We start from the raw sequence: 18,073 nt of genomic DNA, 5'->3' as shown, positions 1-18,073 counted from the left end.
CTCCCGAAATGGCAAGCTTAACGGCGTGGCCCCTACCGCGCACAGATCTACCGGTACAGATCGATCACGCGTGCGTCGTAGATTCGGATATTGGGGCGAACAAATCGGACATTTGCGCGATCAGGAGAATTTGCGAAGCGCGAGTGAAATGAGGTCAATTTTTTCCTGCCTTGGCGGCAACAGTTTCCCATTTCCTCGCCTCACTCTCAAGGAATCGTGAAAATTCATCCGGCGCCATCGGCATCGGGTCAGAGCCCAGCCCGCGGATTCGCTCCACGATTGCCGGATCGCTCAGCGCCGTCACGAATGCCGAGTTGATTTTCGCGACAACATCGCCAGGCGTTCCCGCCGGCGCAACGATGCCGAACCAGCCAATCGCCTCAAAACCAGTGAGGCCCTGTTCGGCAAAAGTTGGCGTCTCGGGAAGACCTGGATATCGATGAGCCGACGAGACGGCGATGGGCGTAATCAGTCTGCCCTCAATCGCGGTCATCGCTGACGGAGGATCGACGATCCCGAGCGGCATATGTCCGCCAATCAGGTCGGTAACGACCGGGGCCATGCCCCGATAGGGCACCAGCTCGAGCCTGGTATCAGCCATCTGATTGAACATCTCGCTTGCGAGATGCATCAGCGTGCCGTTACCGCCGTGACCGAGTGCAAGCTTGTTTGGCTGCTTTGCCATGGCGATGATGTCGCGAAGTGTCTTTCCCTGCAGCGAATTCGAAGCTGCCAGAATGAAAGGCACCGAGGCGAGGCCCGTAACGGGCGCAAGGTCCTTGCGCGCGTCATAGGTTATGTTCTCCTGGACGCCGAGGCTTACGCCCAGCCCCGCCGCGCCGCCCAGTCCAATCAGGTACCCATCTGGTGGTGCTTTGGCGACGATGCCCATCGCGATCGCGCCGCCCGCGCCCGGGCGGTTTTCAATCACCAGCGTCTGGCCCAATTGCTTTTCGACGTTCGGCTGCACGATGCGTGCGATTGCATCGGAACTGCCGCCGGCGGGAAACCCAACGACGAGGCGGATCGCACGTTCGGGGTAAGCACTCGCAGCCCTACCACTCCCAGCCGCAGCGCACTGGCATGCGAGCACGATTGCTATCACTGCTCTTGAAGCGCTTCTCATGGGTCTTTACCGGTGCCGTTTTGCTAGGCCCGAACGCCAAGCCAACAGGTTTCGATTTCTACGGTCATCATCGTTCTCCTCCTGTTGTTGGTTGACAGATACGCGGGCACGTCGGGTCATATTGCGTGTTCCGGACGCTTCCCGTTAGCCACAAAATACTCATCCATTAATCAGAACGCCTTATGAATCCCGCAATGCGGCAATTCGCATCTTTAGCGCCTTAACGTGCTCATGACGTCTGCGCAGATGCGGTGAGCCAGTCGGCTGTCGGCCACCGCTCTGAATTATTGAATTCGTGGTCTGGTCTTTTTCGGGCTGGAATGGGCAGACACGTCGCCTCTTCGGTCGGCGGCGCGTCGAACGGACAAGAGCTGTCTCGTTGTCTCCACGAAGCGTTGGGCCGCTGGTGAGAGGACGAAATCCGCCCGGCTTACCAGAGAAACGTGTCTGATTATCGCGGGGCGAGCCAAGGGAACGGCTGCGAGCGTCGGGAATTGCGCCACGGGAAGCATATGTGCAGGCAAAATGCTTATTCCGGCGCCTTCTGCCGTCAATGCCAGTGCAGTCGTGATGAGGGAAACTTCCAGATTTGGTTTTAGCTGACGTCCGGTCCTGGCTAGGGCATCATCGATTTGCGACCTGATCCGTGTTCCGCGGCGCATTGCGATCAAGTTGCATTTTTCGAGGCTGTCCCACGTCAGCCGGGAAGCTTTCTCAAAGCGACCGTCCTTGATCCCAATAGCCGATAGTGAGCTCTGCGCAATTGTTTCGATCTTCACGTCCGGCGTGTCGGCGTTCTCAACGCTTCCGATGCCCAATTCGGCATCTCCGGCGGTGACAAACGGAAGCAAGTCATCAGGCGCAACATCGAAAATCTCGACGCGGACGTCCGGATAGTCCGCTCGATATCGCGCCAGGACGCGGGGGAGCAATGCAGAGGCAACTCCCGCGGACACCGCAATTGTAGTCCGACCTGCCTTTACCTCGACCAGATCGCTCATGTGCCTGGCCAATCCGTTGGCGCCAGCAAGTATCCGTTCCGCAATCGGTATCGCGTCCTTGCAGGTGAGGGTCGGACGCAGCGCGCGGGTCGTGCGGTCGAACAGTCTGAGCTGAAAGTTCTCCTCAATCTGCCGGATCAGGAGGCTGACCGCCGATTGCGTCACGCGCATTTCGGCGGCGGCCTTGGTGAGGCTGCCATGGCGATAGACCAGAACGAGTGCTTCGAGCTGCCGCATCGTCGGGATCATGAGCTGACCTTATGAAATGATGAGAATTTTGTGACTATTCTGAACGATCGGAACCTGCAAGATATTTCGGTAGCCGAATGTGCCCGCGATGAAATCCAGTCTGGCGCGCTGCGCGCAGCCAGACTGGGCCTGATCAGGCCACGGTACGAAGCCATTCTGTCCGGGCTACCAAGGGGAGGATTTCATGGGTCAAAAAGGGACTTTGGCCGCGATCGGCGCCGTTCTGATCGTTCTCGGCGGGCTGCTCGCTCATTTCACCCAGACCGCGAATGGAATTCGCATCGAAGACGTCCGCTTCAAGGGCGCCAAGGGCAATACCATGAGCGCCCTTGTCTATATTCCAGTGAATGCGACCGAGAAGACGCCGGCACCGGGGATTCTCGCGGTACACGGTTATCTGAATTCGCGCGAGACGCAGGACGGCTTTGCGATCGAGTTTGCGCGTCGCGGTTATGTCGTCGTGGCGCTGGACCAGACAGGTCACGGCTACAGTGATCCACCGGCCATCGCCAACGGCTTTGGCGGTCCCGACGGACTCGCCTATCTCCGGAGCCTGCCCTATGTGGACAAGAACAACATCGGGCTTGAAGGGCATTCGATGGGCGGCTGGACCGTGCAGGCCGCCGCGACGGCGATGCCCGACGCTTACAGGTCGATCGTGCTCGAGGGCTCCTCGACCGGAAAGCCGTTCGCAGCCGACGGAACGCCCACGTGGCCACGCAATCTCGCACTCGTCTTCTCGCAGTACGACGAATTTTCACTGATCATGTGGGGCAGTGAGTATGCTGCTGATATTCCCAAGTCGGCAAAGCTTGCCGCGGTGTTCGGTGTTGCGGGACCGATCGAGCCCGGCAAGGTGTACGGCGATATCGCCAAGGGCACGGCACGGGTTCTCCATACGCCGGCAATCACTCATCCCGCCGATCATTTCTCGCGCGAGGCGATCGGCTATAGTCTCGACTGGTTCGGTAAAACGCTGACCGGGGGCACACCGTTGCCATCGACCGATCAGATCTGGCTCTGGAAGGAAATTGGGACGCTGATCGCACTGGTAGGACTTGTCGTCCTCCTGCTTGGTGCGTTCGAAACTCTGCTCGGCATGGCGCCATTTTCGGTGCTCCGCGCCGTCCCATCTGGCCCTGGTGTGACCGCCTCAGCACCATCCATGCAGAACGGACGCTGGTGGATCGCGTTTTGGCCCTCGGCGCTGCTGCCGGCCATCACATACTATCCAGCCTTTGCACTTGGAGCCACGTGGCTTCCAGTATCCCGCTTCCTGCCGCAATCCTTCACCACCCAGATCGCGCTCTGGGCTCTGATCAATACGGCGATTACGCTGGCGTTGCTTCCTCTGTTGCCGAAGCGCACGATCCGAAAGGGCGTCGTGGGTCAATCGATACTGATTGCGGTCGCGACCGTTGCTGTCGGTTATGTTGCGATGTGGCTGGCCGATGTCCTGTTCAAGATCGACTTCCGGTTCTGGGTCGTGGCGCTCAAGCTGCCGAGTGCGACGCAATGGATGATCATGCTGATCTACCTGATACCGTTCACCATGTTCTTCGTCGTCGCGTTGCACACCCAGCACCGCAACTTCAGCCGCCTCGGCGCCTCGGCTCCTGGTCATTACGCCGCGATGATCCTGTCGCTTTCGCTTGGTTTCACTATCCTTATCGGCGGCCAGTATCTGGCTCTCTGGCTGGGCGGAAAACTGATAAATCCCGTCCCGAGCTCGCCGGTCGTGCCTCTGTCCACCATCATCGGCATCCAGTTCATCCCGGTGTTTGCCACCGTCGCTATCATCTCGACGTTCACTTGGCGACGCACCGGCACATCGCTTCCGGGCGCGCTGATTTGTGGTCTGCTCGTTACTTGGTACATTGTTGCCGGTACTGCGACCCAGGCTGCATTCTGATGTCTGGGAAAGAAATCCGGACATGACGAAGCGCAGCACTGCGCACTACTTCCTCGAAGGGCTCTCGGATATCGGGGTCGACTACGTCTTTGCCAATCTCGGTACGGACCATGTCTCACTGATCGAGGAGATCGCGCGCTGGGACAGCGAAGGGCGCCGGCACCCGCAAGTGATACTGTGTCCCCACGAAGTGGTCGCGGTTCACATGGCGGCGGGCTACGCCCTCGCTACCGGGCGCGGGCAGGCCGTGTTCGTCCATGTCGATGCCGGCACCGCCAACGCCTGTATGGCGATCCAGAATCTCTTCCGCTATCGCCTGCCGGTCATGCTGTTTGCCGGCCGGGCGCCATTCACTCTGCATGGCGAACTGCTGGGATCGCGCGACACCTACGTCCACTTCGTCCAGGATAGCTTTGATCCCGCCAGCATCGTGCGGCCGTATGTCAAATGGGACTACTCGCTGCCGTCCGGGGTGGTCGTGAAGGAAGCGTTGGCCCGCGCCGCTGCTTTCATGCAGAGCGATCCCCCGGGGCCAGTCTACATGTTGCTGCCGCGTGAGACGCTCGCCGAGACCTGGGACGATTCCGCAATGCCGGCCTATCCGCCGGCGCGCTACGGCAGCGTTCGGGCGGGCGGCATCGAGCCGGGGCGCGCGGCCACGATTGCCGAAGCCCTCATGAGTGCAGAAAATCCGGTTGCCGTGACCGCTTATCTTGGTCGCAAACCGCAAGCGGTCGCCGTGCTCGACCGGCTGGCGAGGACTTGCGGCATCCGTGTCGTTGAATTCAATTCGATCGATCTGAATATCTCTCAGGAGTCACCGTGCTTTGCGGGATTTGATCCGGCCTCAATCGTGCCACAGGCGGATCTTGGGCTGTTGCTCGATGTCGATGTGCCTTTTGTGCCGCAATCGTTGAAAGCGGCCGCAGCCAGGCGCTGGATCCAGATCGATGTCGATCCGCTGAAGGCAGATTTTCCGATGTGGGGATTTGCCACCGACATGCGCGTCCAGGGCGACTGCGCGACCGTTCTGCAGCAAGTGCTGGATATTGTGGAGGAACGCGCGGACGAGGCCTATCGGAGCAAGGTCCAGGCGCGGATTTCGAGCTGGGCCCCCGCGCGCGAAGCTGCCGAGGCACGGCGTCAGGCGGCTGCGGCCGCGGAAGGCGTTCGAGGTGCGATCAATCCTGCCTACCTGTTTGCCCGCCTGAGTGCAGCGCTTTCGCCGAACGACATCGTCATCAATGAAGCGATTCGCAATGGGCCGCTGCTGCAACAGCAACTCTGGCGGACAGAGCCTGGCAGCTATGTAGGCCTCGCGGGGGGTGGGTTGGGGTTCAGCGGCGGCATGGCACTCGGCCTCAAGCTGGCGCAACCTTCCCGCCGCGTTGTGCAGGTCGTCGGCGACGGCGCCTTCCACTTCTCCTCACCGGATTCGGTCTACGCAACGGCCCAGCAGTATCAATTGCCGATCTTTACCGTCGTCCTCGACAATGGTGGATGGCAAGCCGTCAAAGCGTCGGTCCAGCGCGTCTATCCCGACGGTGTGGCGCAGAGGATGAATTCATTCCAGTCGCAGCTTGCGTCAGGCCGGCAGGGGGAGCGCCGACGCTTCGCCGATGTTGCATCCGCCTTCGGCGGCTACGGCGAGGAAGTCGTTGATCCGGTTCAGCTCGATGCGGCGATCGACCGTTGCCTTGCCGCTGTTGATGACGGGCGTGCCGCCGTTCTTCACGCGCGCATCACACCACTTTAGCTGCCAGGTGCTTACCAGGCCATTCCGATCGAACGGGATCCTGCGCCTTGCGGCAACCCGGTGAGGTCAGCGTTCAGGCTTTGCAGGCGCTATCGCCTCAGCCGATACCACTCGGACATCGGCGGGCCTTCCACCACTCAGAAATCCGAAACTTTTCCGACCGCAAAGCCGGCGAAGCGATCTGGTCGGTAGGGCTTCGGATCAACGATTGGCGCCGCCCCAGTCACGATATCCGCGACCAGGTGGCCGGAGCCCGGGCCGATACCAAAGCCGTGTCCGCTGAAGCCCGCGGCCAATATCAAGCCGGGTAGGGATGAAACCTCTCCGATGGCTGGAACGCCGTCGGGCGTCGAGTCGATGTAGCCCGCCCATGCAGCGGTGATTTTCGTGTCCCTCAGGGCCGGTAAGAGGTCGAGGGCGCGCCGATGCGTGAGTTGAATTGTGCCTCGATCGGGCGCCGGATCCAGAATGCGAACCCGCTCCATCGGCGTCGGGCTGTCGAGCCGCCAACGGCGGAGTGTCTCATGTCCCGACCATACACCCTCGAGGCCGCCAGGGAGCAGACTGCGCCAGCGCCGCAGGAACATCGGGAGGAATTGCGGGGCGAAGCGGAGCTGCTGGGCTGTCGGATCAACGCGCCCTCGACCACTGATGGCGAGTGTATATCCGCCATCGCCGCGTTTCGTGACCGATACGCTGGAGGTATGCAATGCATCGGGTAGGCCCCTCCCGGCCATCGACACCGAAAGGATGGACGAGCGGATCGAGGCAAGCGGAAGGCGGATGCCGGACTGGTGGCAGAAGGAGGAGGACCACGCGCCTCCTGCCAATATGACGACCTTGGTGCGGATCGTACCGCGCTCGGTCACGACCGCGCTCACCCGGCCGCCCTCAGTCTCCAATCCACGTGCCGCGCACATCTGGTGCACAGTGCCTCCACCCTTGAGGATGGCCCGCGCTGCCGCAGGGGCCGCATTGGCGGGATCGGCGATGCCGTCGCTCGCCGAGAAGACGCCGCCCTTCCAGGCGCGCCCGGTGGCTGCGCCATGGGAAGTAGCTTCGGTCGCATCGAGCATGCGAGTGCTGACGTTCACGCCGCGGGCAAAGTCGCACCAGCGCGCCCAGCCCGCCAGCTCGGCCTCATCGTTGCTCAGGTACAGGAGGCCGCAGCGGGAGAAACCGGTGTTCTCTCCGCTTTCAGCGCCAAATCTCTCCCACAGGTCCAGGCTCTTGGTTGCCATCGGCAGCTCTCGCGCATCGCGGTTTTGCTGGCGGCACCAACCCCAGTTTCGGCTGGATTGCTCGGCGCCAATCCGCCCCTTCTCCACGAGAACGACGCTGAGGCCACGCAAGGTGAGATAATAGGCCGCGAACACTCCGATAATGCCGCCTCCGATGACCACCACGTCGGCGCGGTCGGGAAGATCAGGCGAGGTCTCAATCTGACAGAGGGGCGCGGGCATCCTGCGTTCCTGGATTTCGATGGCTGCATCTTAGATCGCGCATTCGCGTCGACGGCACCGGATTCGATGGTGGTCCAGAATTTTATGCTGTATCCTGTGTGTACTGCAAAACGGCGTTCTGTCCGAACGATACATGTCAGTGACGGACGTCGGCTGCGAGAGAAGTAAGCTTTTTGCTCGCTGTGCAGAATTTTCTGCTGCGCGTTGATGAGTGGAGGGCGCTCAATGAAACTCGATCGGATTGACATCAAGATTCTTCACGAGCTCCAGAAGAACGGCCGCGTCACCAATGTCGAGCTTGCCGAGCTGGTCAATCTGTCGCCCAGCCCATGCCTCATGCGCGTGAAGAGACTGCAGACCGAGGGCTACATCGAGGGTTACTCAGCCCAGATCAACATGCGCAAGCTGGGACAGACGCTGACCGTGTTCACGGAAGTGACGTTGAAGAACCATCGACAGATCGACTTTGCCCGCTTCCTGAGCGCGGTTGAGAAAGTCGACCAGCTGATTGAATGCCATCTGGTCTCGGGAGGCTACGACTACATGCTGAAATTCGTCGCCGCCAGCATCGGCGAGTACCAGACGATCATGGAGCGTCTGACCGACATGGATATCGGATATCGGCATCGATAAGTATTTCAGCTTCGTTGTCCTCAAGTCGCCCATCGTGCGCTCCCACATGCCACTGACCAGCCTCTTCCCAGCTTGATGCCACTGCGCCAGCTAGTGATGGCAATAGGTCCGCACCTGCTCTGGATCCTGCTGCAATCCATCTAGCCAGGTCGGGTCGAGTTTCGGCACTGAAGAGAACAAAAGCCGGGTATAGGGATGCTCCGGCACCTTTGACCGGACCGGCGTGATCTCCTCGACCTTCTGACCGCGATACATGACGATGATCTCGTCGCAGATCGCCTCGACGACTGACAGATCATGGCTGATGAAGATGTAGGAAAGACCGAGCTCCCGCTGCAACTCCTTCAGCAGCTCGATCACCGCGGCCGCAACAACCGTATCGAGAGCCGACGTGATCTCGTCGCACAGGATAAGTGTCGGTTCAGCAGCAAGCGCCCGAGCGAAATTGACGCGCTGCTTCTGACCGCCTGAAAGTTCTCCTGGCCGTCGTTGGCGCACGGATTTGGGAAGACGGACCAGATCGAGAAGCTCGCTGATGCGCGCATCGCGCGCCTTACCCCGCGTCCCATGATAAAAGGTGAGAGGGCGTCCCAATATGTCTTCCACGGACTTCGCCGGATTAAGCGCGGTGTCGGCATGCTGGAATACGATTTGAATCTGGCGGAGTTCGTTGCGGGTACGGCTGCGGCCGGCTTTCCCCAATTCCCGGCCATTGAAGCTGATGCCTCCCGCGTGGGCCGGCAGGATGCCGGCAATTGCCCTGGCAAGGGTTGACTTCCCGCAGCCAGATTCGCCGATGACGCCCAGATTTCGGCCCCGGTCCAGCCTGAGGCTGACCGACTGGACAGCACTGACCAACGGTTCTCCATTGCGCAGGCGAGAGCCGTAGCCGACGGTCAGCTGGTCCACCATCAGCAAAGGCAGGTTCGCTGTCGTTTCGATTTCCGGGACGCGCTCTTGCGCCTTCGGCCTGAAAGCGGCCAGCAGTTCCTGAGTATAGGGATGGCGAGCATGTTCGAGGATCTCGCTGGTGGTGCCGGTCTCCCGGATTTCACCATCCTTCAGCACGACTATCCGATCCGCGATCTGGGCGACGACGGCCAGATCGTGGGAGACATAAATACCGGCGATATTGTGCTGTCTCGTCACGGTCTTGAACGCGCGCAGCACCTCCACTTGCGTGGTGACATCGAGCGCTGTCGTGGGCTCGTCGAAGATCACAATCTTCGGTTGGCCGATCAGGGCCATGGCTGCGGCGAGGCGCTGAAGTTGCCCGCCCGAGACCTGGTGAGGATAACGGTCGCCGATGGCTTCCGGCTCCGGCAACGACAAGGCCCTGAACAGCGAAATGGCCTTCGCTCGCGCCTGAGCGGCCGGCATGAGCTTGTGAATTTGCGCCACCTCGACGACCTGATCCATGATGGTGATCGCCGGGTTGAAGGCGGCAGCAGCACTCTGCGGCACGTAGGCCACGGTCGTGCCACGAATGCCTGCGCGTTCCGTTTCCGAAAGACCGACCATGTCAACGCCGCCCACACGGACTTCACCGCCTGTCATTTTGCAGCCTTGCCGGGTGTAGCCCATCAGCGTCAGGGCGATGGTCGTTTTGCCCGAGCCGCTCTCGCCGATCAGGGCTACGATCTCGCCCTGGGCGATATCGAGGCTGACGCCCTTGATGATCTCCAGCCGCCTGCCGGAGTCGGTTGTCGCCTCAACCCTGAGGTTGCGGATCTCAACGAGGTTTCCCGTCATTCGGGGCTCCGGTCGCGGATTCTGCGCGGCAGATTGTCGATCAGAAGATTGACGCTGATGGTGAGACTTGCGATGGCGAGCGAGGGGAAGAGCACCGCCGGCGCAGCAAAGGGCAGGCCACCGATATTCTCGCGCACGAGCGCGCCCCAGTCGGCGTAAGGTGGTTGCACGCCGAGTCCCAGAAAGGACAGACCGGAGAGCAGTAGCACAACGAAGACGAAGCGGAGGCCGAGGTCGGCCAACACTGGACCCAGAATATTGGGCAGGATTTCCGAGGCAATGAGATAGGGGAGCTTTTCGCCTCGGATCCGGGCCACCACCATGAAGTCCATCGTGTTGACATTGACAGCGAGAGCCCGGGCGAACCGATAGGCTCCCGGGGTGTAGATCACCGACAGCGTCGCAATCAGCGCCGGGATCGACGAGCCGACCGCGGCGACCACGACGAGGCCGAACAGCTTGCTTGGAATCGAGTTCAGCGCATCGAGAAACCGGCTCAGCATGGTGTCGAGCCAGCCTCCGGCAACGGCTGCCGTCATGCCGAGCGCGACGCCGCTGAAACAGGCGATCGAGACGGCGGCAAGCGAAATGCCGAGCGTATAGCGCGCTCCCATCAGGATGCGCGAAAAGATATCCCGACCGAGATAGTCGGACCCGAGCCACAGGTCTCGGCTCACAGGCCCGAAATAATCCGTATCGACGATCTCGCCGACGGAATGGGGGACCATGTGCGGGGCGAAAAGGGCGACGACGACCCAGAGAAGGATCACGCCCAGAGCCGAGATGCCGACAGGATTGGCGCGATAGCCCAATCGAATGCCGCGCCGGTCGGACGAAGTCGATGTCGATGTCGTCATCGGAGCCTCGGATTGGAAAGGACGGCGATGATGTCCGCAGCCGTGATCAATGCCAGATAACCAAGGCAGAAGATCATCGCGCAGGTCTGGATCAGCGGGAGATCGCGGGTGGAAACGGCATCGACCATCAGCTTTGCGATCCCGGGATAGTTGAAGATGGTCTCCACGATGATCACGCCGCCGAGCAAGTACGATAGCGAGAGTGCGACCGCATTCACGATGGGACCAAGCGCATTCGGAAGTGCATGTCTCAGCACCATCCGGGGACGCGATGCCCCCTTGAGAAGCGCCATCTCCACATATGGTGTGTTCAATGTCTCGACCACGGCGGCTCGCGTCATGCGGATCATCTGCGCTGACACGCCGAATGTGAGCGTCATGACCGGCATCGCGTAGGTCCGCATCAGGTCGTAGAACGACTTGGTCTCGTTGGTGAAGGACAGCGCCGGCAGCCATTTGAGATACACGGCGAAGAGCAGGACGGCCAGGGTTGCGATCATGAACTCCGGTACCGAGATGATACCGATCGTGGCGACGGTAACGGTGCGGTCGTAAAGCGTGCCTCGCCACATCGCGGCAGTAATGCCAAGCGTCAGGGCGAATGGCACGGCGATCGCGGCAGTCAATCCTGCAAGCTTCATCGTGTTGGCAAGGCGTCCATGTATCAGATTGGCGATCGGCACGTTGTTGACGTAGGACGTGCCGAAATCGCCCTTGAAGATGCCGGCGATCCATTTCAGGAATCGGATGATCGCGGGATCGTTGAGGTGCATCGCCTTGCGCAGACCCTCGACGGCTTCTGGCGTCGCGGACTGTCCAAGCAGGATGGTGGCTGTGTCGCCGGGCAACAGCGCGGTGGCAGAGAATACGGCAATGGAAACGATCAACAGCGTGATCAAGGCGATCAGCAGCCGTCTCATCACGAGCGACGAAATCTGTCTTCTCACGTTCGCACTCCCACATCACCCGGCGATTTCGTTGCCCACGGTTCCGATTTCAGGACCAGGGCAGGGACCTCGCGGGAGCCCAATCAGGTGGCAAGCCAGACGTACTCGGCGAACGCATAGCCCATCATGCCGCCGAGCGGGTTGGGCTCAAGTCCCTTCAGCTTTTCGGTGACGGCGTCCACATTGGAGATGTAGGCCGGAATAATGGTGCCAGCTTCTTCCGACACCATGATCTGCATCTCGTTGTAGATTTCGCGGCGCTTTGCCTGATCGAGCGAGGCACGGGCCTCGGCCAGCATCTTGTCGAACTTCTCCGAGGTGAATCGGCTCTCATTCCATGGAGCATCCGACTTGTAGAGCAGGGAGAACAGGATGTCAGGCGTCGGGCGCGGGTTGACGTTGCCGAAGTGAATCGGCGCCTTCAGCCAGTAATTGCTCCAGTAACCGTCGGAAGGCACGCGCTTCACATCGAGCTTCATGCCGATCCCAGCGGCTGTGGCCTGGACGATCACGGCCATGTCTATCGCCGAATTGGCTGCGTCGGACGTGATGACCTCGATTGGTTGACCGAGAACGCCCGCTTTCTGGAAATGGAATTTGGCCTTTTCCGGATCGAACGCTTTGGGCTTGAGGGCCGCGTTGTGGTAGAAATTGGCCGGGGATACCGGTTGATCGTTGCCGACTACGCCGAACCCGCGCAGTGCTGACTTGACGATCTGCTCGCGGTTGACCAGGTATTTCATGCCCTCCACGAAATCCCTGTTGTTGCCGGGCGCCATGTCCATGCGAATGTTCAGGTCTGTGTAGTTACCCGAAGTCGTCTTGGACAGCGCGAAGCCATTCACGCCATCGAACAGGCGCACGGACCGCGGGTTGATCGCGGCAGCGAGATGAATGTCCCCGGAGAGAAGAGCATTGATGCGGGCGTTTTCATCCTGAATGGCGAAAAACTCGAATGAATCGACATTCGGCCCCCCCTTGAAATAGTTCGGGTTTCGAACGCCGATCGAGCGCACGCCGGGTTCGAATTGCTTGCACTTGAAAGCGCCGGTGCCGTTGCCTGAGGAGAAATCGGTGGTGCCGTCGGCTACGATCATAAAGTGATGCATGGACAGGATCGTCGGCAGATCCGCGTTGGGGCCCGCCAGCGTGATCTCGACCGTATTCTTGTCGACGGCCTTGAAGCCGGTCATCTGGATGGCGATCGCCGCGACTTTGGATCCCGTTGCTTTGTCCAGATGACGCTTCAGCGAGTAAATGACGTCATCGGAGGTCAAGTCCTTGCCGTTGTGGAAGGTAACGCCTTTCTTCAGCTTGATCGTCCAGGTCTGGGCATCGCTGCTGTCGATCGATTCGGCAAGCTCCATCTGCGGCACGCCCGCTCTGTCGAGAAATGTCAGGCGGTTGTAGAACGAGCAACAGCGCACATAGTCGGTCGATAGTGAGGCTTTGGCCGGGTCAAGCGTGTCGGCGGTCGAAGAGGACCAGCCCGCTGCTTTCAGAGCGCCCCCCTTGACAGGCGTCGCCGCTACCGCCTGCGATGCGCGGCCGAGGACCGTGCTGGCGGCTGCCATTGCCATGCCGCTGACAAGCATCAACTTCAGAAGATCGCGGCGCGAAGCACCGCCGCGAATGGCGCGCTCGATCATCGCGTCGTCTGAACGAGACCAGTTCGTCGTCGTGTCGCTCATCTCAATCCCCTCGCTATTGGATACGGCTATGGCTCAGGTTGCGGTAAGCGGCAGATTGTTCTGCCGGGCCGTTGTGGTGGATGCCGGCCTGGTCCCGTCATGGCGACCAAGTTGCTGCGTCCTCCAGGCTTTCATTCTTTTCCCGCACTCTAAGTCTCGCAGGTTGGACCCGCGGCGGTGGCCGAAAAAACCGAGGCAACGGCACAAAATTGCGAAGATGCGCCCATTTGTAGTGTTTCGGACCTGCCATCTGCCGGCCCCTTACGCATGCCTATTTTTATTGCAGTGCGGCGCGCACATCCGCATCGGCCAGAGTCTCGTCAAGAATCATGGCCGTGCGCTCGACGATGGCTTCGATGTCGGACTCGGAGCAGCAGAGCGGCGGCGCATAGCCGAGCACGCCTGTCGGGAAGGCCCGGACGATGAGGCCGTTGTTCCAGGCGCGGTCGAAGATGCGCCGCGCCGGTTCGGCCGCGGCGGGGAGCGGCGTCTTGCGTTGTTTGTCGGTGACGAGTTCGATGGCGGCCAGCATGCCGCGGCCGCGCACGTCGCCCACCAGGGGATGATCCTTTAACGATTGAAGGCCGGCCATCAGACGTGCACCGGCTTTCGCGCCATTCGCAAGCAAGCCGCTCTCATAGAGATGCAGCACCTCCAGGGCCACCGCGGCACTGACGGGATGGGCGGAGTAGGTATATCCGTGTCCAACCGCGCTTGCGCCCGCCCCATCGGCGATCGTGTCGTAGACATGATCCGACAGGAAGACTGCACCCATTGGCACATACCCGGAGGTCAGTCCCTTGGCGACGGTCATGAGGTCCGGGACGACGTCGTCCTCGCTGCAGGCGAAAAGTGGACCCGTCCTGCCGAACCCGGTTATGACCTCGTCCGCCACGAAGAGAATGCCATAATCCCGGCATCGTGCGCGCAGCGCTTTCATCCAGCCCTTGGGCGGCACGAGCACGCCACCCGATCCTTGGATCGGCTCGGCATAGAATGCGGCGACGCGATGTGGACCGCCGATCTCCGCGATCTTCGCCTCGAGCGCTGCCAGCGAGGCCGCGATGATGGCATCTTCATCCTGCCCGGCAGGATTCCGATAGACATAGTGCGAGGGGATCGTGTGCTGCCAGCTGAGCGGCAGGACGAAACCGGCATGGAAGGCGGGCAGGGCTGTCAACCCGGCGCCGACCGTTGAGGACCCATGATATCCCTGCTCTACGGAGATGAATTGGTCGCGTTGCGGTTCGCGTCGGGCGTGCCAGTAGTAGCGGATGAAACGTACCGAGCTGTCGACGGCATCCGAACCGCCCAGCGTGAAGTAGACGTGGTTCAGGTCACCGGGAGTCCGCTGTGCCAATTCCGCCGCGAGCCGGATCGCCGGCTCCGAGCCAAGGCTGAAATAGCCCGTTGCGTAGGGAAGCTCACGCATCTGCCTGGAAGCGGCCGCAACGATGCTCTCGTGCCCATAGCCGGCATTGACGCACCAGAGCCCGGCGAAGCCGTCAACGAGTTGGTGTCCGGAGGCGTCGGTCACCGTTGCTCCCTTGGCCGATTTCAGCACCCTGACCCCAGCGGCCTCGTGACCCCGGTAGGAGGCGACCGGGTGGATGAGATGGGCCCGATCGAGCTCGATGAGAGAATTGCTGAGCATTAAAGATCTCCGCTTATCCGAAAGCCTGGCTGGCAAGGGCGAATGTGGTGAGCGGCGCGTCGCTGGATCGCGGAATGACGGGGCGCTGCATGGCAACGCCTTCGTCCACGCGGACGAGGCCCTTATCCGTGAGCCAGGACCCTAATCGGGGTGTCTCGGCGGTATCCACGCGAACGAACTGTCCTTCCCGCTCGGCCATGAAATAAGCGAGCAGAGCCGTCGCGTCGTCGGCGTTTGCGGCCACGACGGGGCCGATCACCTCACCCCTGCCGAAGGCACGTACCGCGGCAAATCCGGCAATCCGGAAGCCGTCAACGAGTACCGCGAGGCGACCGACCTTCGCGAGAACACGAAGCAGATCCTCGCGGTCTGCACCGCAGGCGCTTCTGTCGAGTTCGATGATCTCGGATATCTCGCGCGCCTCTGGCGGCCGGACATGCGTGGGAGGCGCGACGCGCCGAACCTGTCCCTGATGCTGGACGATGGTGCCGGTTTCGCGAAAGCCGAGCTTGCGATAGAGCGCCAAACCCTCGCGCGTTGCAATGAGCCTTAGCGCGCGCGATCCCGCCAGAGCGATCACTGCCTCCATGAGCTTGCGGCCCAATCCACGCCCGCGTGCGGCTTCATCGACCAGGACCATGTTGATGGTTGCGACATCGCGCTTGTACGGCGTCATCAGAACCGTCCCGAGCACGGTTGTGGCATTCGCATCCACCGCGACGATTCCCGTGCTCAGAGCGAGCGCCAATTGCCAGTCTTCGAAGCGGTGCGGCCAATTGGCTTGACGTGAAAGGCGTGTGGCGCCTGCGAGATGTTCGGGCCCGAAGGCGATGAGCGAGATGGAGCTCTGCGTCATTGGCTCGTTTCCATTGTCCGGCTCCAGTCTCCTGTGTAAGGGACGGGCACATCGTCTGAAGGTCACCGCGTGAACGATATCTTCGACTGCAGCCGGCGGAAAAGCCGCATCTTATGCCGCACAGGCGCTCTATGCTTGCAGCTGTGAAATCGCGCAAGCGCGCCAGGATGAGGATGATGAGCCATTTTCGCCCGAAATACATAACTTTCGACTGCTACGGGACGCTGACGAACTTCCGGATGGCAGACGCGGCGCAGGATCTCTACGGCGCTCTGCTACCCCAACCGCGGATGACTGAATTCGTCCGAGACTTCGCGGCGTATCGGCTCGACGAGGTTCTCGGCGACTGGAAGCCTTATGCCGAGGTTATTCACAACGCGCTCGAGCGCGCCTGCAAGCGCAATGGTGTCGCCTTCAAGGTCGAGCATGCGCAGATGGTCTACGACCGCGTACCGACCTGGGGGCCGCATCCCGACGTTCCTGCTGGTCTGTCCAGGATTGCCAATAAAATACCGCTGGTCATCCTCTCGAACGCCATGAATGTGCAGCTCCCTTCCAACGTGGCGAAGCTTGGCGCGCCCTTCCACGCGGTGTTCACGGCCGAACAGGCTGGATCCTACAAGCCGCGCATGAAAGGCTTTGAATACATGTTTGATGCGCTAGGCTGCGGTCCCGAGGACGTAGCACACTGCTCTTCTTCGTTCCGTTACGACTTGATGACGGCCCATGATCTCGGCATCAAGAACAAGGTGTGGGTTAATCGCGGGCACGAGCCGGCCAACCCATATTACGGCTATGTTGAAATCAGGGACATTGCCGGCCTGCCGGATGTGTTCGGCCTCTAAGCCCACGGATCTGCGGTGAAATACGTCTCTTATTGGCATGACACCGCACCGGCCTTCAGCGGTGGCGCTGAAGGGGCGGTCGAGGGACGTTACGATGTTGCGGTGATCGGCGCTGGCTTCACAGGCCTGGGAGCCGCGCGCCAGCTCGCGAAAGCGGGCACCAGGGTTGTTGTGCTCGAGGCCGACAAGGTGAGCTGCGGAGCATCAGGCCGGAACGGCGGACACCTCAATAACGGTCTGGCTCATAGCTATCTTGCCGCCAAGGCGGAGTTGGGCCAGGAGCGAGCTATCGCGCTTTATCGCGCGCTCGATGCTTCGATCGACACTCTCGAGGCGCTGATCGCGGAGGAGGGGATTGAATGCAGTTTCCGCCGCGCCGGCAAGCTGAAGCTCGCTTCCAAGCCGAAGCACTTCGATGCAATCGCGCGGAATTTCGAGGCGGTCCATCGCGAGGTGGATCCGGAGACCGCGTTGCTCTCCGCCCAGGATCTAAGCTCTGAGGTGGGTTCGCCCTTCTTCGGCGCGATGCTCTCGAAGAAGAGCGCCATGATGCATATGGGACGCTATGGCATCGGACTGGCCGAGGCAGCCAAACGCCGCGGTGCCATCATCTTCGAGAAGGCGGCGGTCACCGCCCAGGCGCGGGAAGGATCGCGCCACCGCCTGACGACGTCGCGTGGCAGCGTCACCGCCGATCAGGTGCTGCTGGCCACGGGCGCCTACACCACGCCGAATTTCGGCTACTTCCGACGGCGCATCGTCACGGTCGGCAGCTTCATCATAGCGACCAAGCCGCTGGACGCGGCTGAAGTCGCAGCCACGATGCCCGGCAACCGTACTTGCGTCAATTCGATGAACGTCGGCAATTATTTTCGGCTTGCGCCCGACAATCGCTTGATTTTCGGCGGACGCGCGCGGTTCTCGGCAACGTCAGATCAGAGGTCCGACGCCAAGAGCGGCGCCGTTCTCGCCGACAGTCTCACGCGAATTTTTCCGCAACTTGCCGGCATACCAATCGACTATTGCTGGGGCGGGCTCGTCGACATGACCAGCGACCGCTATCCACGGGCCGGCTACCAAGATGGGCTATGGTACGCGATGGGCTATTCGGGACATGGCGCACAGCTGTCGACCCATCTTGGCATGATCATCGCCGACAGCATGCTGGGACGAGAGGATAGAAACCCGATGAAAGGCCTCCGCTGGCCTGCGGTGCCCGGCCACTTTGGCAAACCATGGTTTCTGCCGTTGGTGGGAATGTACTACAAGATGCTCGATCGAATTCAGTAGCTCGGACACTCCAGGCCACCGCGCGGGCCGAAATCGCAGAC

General features: G+C 61.0%; 13 protein-coding genes and 1 pseudogene. 5 read left to right on the top strand and 9 right to left on the bottom strand.

Annotated features, from left to right (window positions below; all coding sequences use genetic code 11):
* Positions 1 to 154 precede the first annotated feature (154 nt).
* Together XI08_RS14330 and XI08_RS14325 are read right to left on the bottom strand one after the other, a co-directional pair.
* Positions 155 to 970 carry a Bug family tripartite tricarboxylate transporter substrate binding protein gene (locus XI08_RS14330; protein WP_271574864.1) on the bottom strand — a complete coding sequence of 272 codons (816 nt, stop codon included), beginning with the start codon at positions 968 to 970 and terminating at the stop codon, positions 155 to 157.
* Between the two features lie 440 nt (positions 971 to 1,410).
* Complete coding sequence (locus XI08_RS14325) at positions 1,411 to 2,376, bottom strand: LysR family transcriptional regulator (protein WP_271574863.1); 966 nt, start codon at positions 2,374 to 2,376, stop codon at positions 1,411 to 1,413.
* 202 nt (positions 2,377 to 2,578) lie between these two features.
* Here XI08_RS14325 and XI08_RS14320 point away from each other — a divergent pair, with 202 nt between their 5' ends.
* On the top strand, positions 2,579 to 4,288 hold the full coding sequence (locus XI08_RS14320) for an alpha/beta hydrolase family protein (RefSeq protein ID WP_271574862.1): 1,710 nt from the start codon (positions 2,579 to 2,581) through the stop codon (positions 4,286 to 4,288).
* A gap of 22 nt (positions 4,289 to 4,310) precedes the next feature.
* Entirely contained in the window at positions 4,311 to 6,044 is a 1,734-nt protein-coding gene (locus XI08_RS14315; protein ID WP_271574861.1) for a thiamine pyrophosphate-requiring protein, read from the top strand.
* Between the two features lie 137 nt (positions 6,045 to 6,181).
* On the opposite strand, the gene XI08_RS14310 is transcribed toward XI08_RS14315, so the two are convergent.
* Complete coding sequence (locus XI08_RS14310) at positions 6,182 to 7,507, bottom strand: NAD(P)/FAD-dependent oxidoreductase (RefSeq protein WP_271574860.1); 1,326 nt, start codon at positions 7,505 to 7,507, stop codon at positions 6,182 to 6,184.
* Between the two features lie 225 nt (positions 7,508 to 7,732).
* Here XI08_RS14310 and XI08_RS14305 point away from each other — a divergent pair.
* A pseudogene (locus XI08_RS14305) lies at positions 7,733 to 8,216 on the top strand (Lrp/AsnC family transcriptional regulator).
* A gap of 14 nt (positions 8,217 to 8,230) precedes the next feature.
* Here XI08_RS14305 and XI08_RS14300 read toward each other — a convergent pair.
* From XI08_RS14300 to XI08_RS14275, 6 genes are all read right to left on the bottom strand, one after another.
* Positions 8,231 to 9,892, bottom strand: a complete 1,662-nt coding sequence (locus tag XI08_RS14300) for an ABC transporter ATP-binding protein (protein WP_271574859.1) — start codon at positions 9,890 to 9,892, stop codon at positions 8,231 to 8,233.
* On the bottom strand, positions 9,889 to 10,749 hold the full coding sequence (locus XI08_RS14295) for an ABC transporter permease (RefSeq protein WP_271574858.1): 861 nt from the start codon (positions 10,747 to 10,749) through the stop codon (positions 9,889 to 9,891). The genes XI08_RS14300 and XI08_RS14295 overlap by 4 nt, the downstream gene beginning before the upstream one ends.
* Positions 10,746 to 11,696 carry an ABC transporter permease gene (locus XI08_RS14290; RefSeq protein ID WP_271574857.1) on the bottom strand — a complete coding sequence of 317 codons (951 nt, stop codon included), beginning with the start codon at positions 11,694 to 11,696 and terminating at the stop codon, positions 10,746 to 10,748. Before XI08_RS14290 ends, XI08_RS14295 begins: the two co-directional genes overlap by 4 nt.
* Before the next feature lie 83 nt (positions 11,697 to 11,779).
* On the bottom strand, positions 11,780 to 13,387 hold the full coding sequence (locus XI08_RS14285; RefSeq protein ID WP_271574856.1) for an ABC transporter substrate-binding protein: 1,608 nt from the start codon (positions 13,385 to 13,387) through the stop codon (positions 11,780 to 11,782).
* A gap of 277 nt (positions 13,388 to 13,664) precedes the next feature.
* The gene (locus XI08_RS14280) at positions 13,665 to 15,041 is read right to left on the bottom strand and encodes an aspartate aminotransferase family protein (protein WP_271574855.1); all 1,377 of its coding nucleotides are present in this window, start codon (positions 15,039 to 15,041) and stop codon (positions 13,665 to 13,667) included.
* Positions 15,042 to 15,054: 13 nt separating this feature from the next.
* The gene (locus tag XI08_RS14275) at positions 15,055 to 15,897 is read right to left on the bottom strand and encodes a GNAT family N-acetyltransferase (RefSeq protein WP_271574854.1); all 843 of its coding nucleotides are present in this window, start codon (positions 15,895 to 15,897) and stop codon (positions 15,055 to 15,057) included.
* A 176-nt stretch (positions 15,898 to 16,073) separates the two neighbouring features.
* Here XI08_RS14275 and XI08_RS14270 point away from each other — a divergent pair, with 176 nt between their 5' ends.
* Together XI08_RS14270 and XI08_RS14265 are read left to right on the top strand one after the other, a co-directional pair.
* Positions 16,074 to 16,742, top strand: coding sequence for a haloacid dehalogenase type II (locus tag XI08_RS14270; protein WP_271574853.1), 669 nt, complete (start codon positions 16,074 to 16,076; stop codon positions 16,740 to 16,742).
* 15 nt (positions 16,743 to 16,757) lie between these two features.
* A complete protein-coding gene (locus XI08_RS14265; RefSeq protein ID WP_271574852.1) occupies positions 16,758 to 18,032 on the top strand; it encodes an NAD(P)/FAD-dependent oxidoreductase in 1,275 nt (424 codons plus the stop codon).
* Positions 18,033 to 18,073: the final 41 nt, after the last annotated feature.

The organism is Bradyrhizobium sp. CCBAU 11361 (assembly GCF_028128935.1).
GTDB classification, from domain to species: domain Bacteria; phylum Pseudomonadota; class Alphaproteobacteria; order Rhizobiales; family Xanthobacteraceae; genus Bradyrhizobium; species Bradyrhizobium niftali.
The sequence above is the reverse complement of the archived record's forward strand: the minus strand, read 5'-3'. Positions and strand labels throughout refer to the sequence as shown.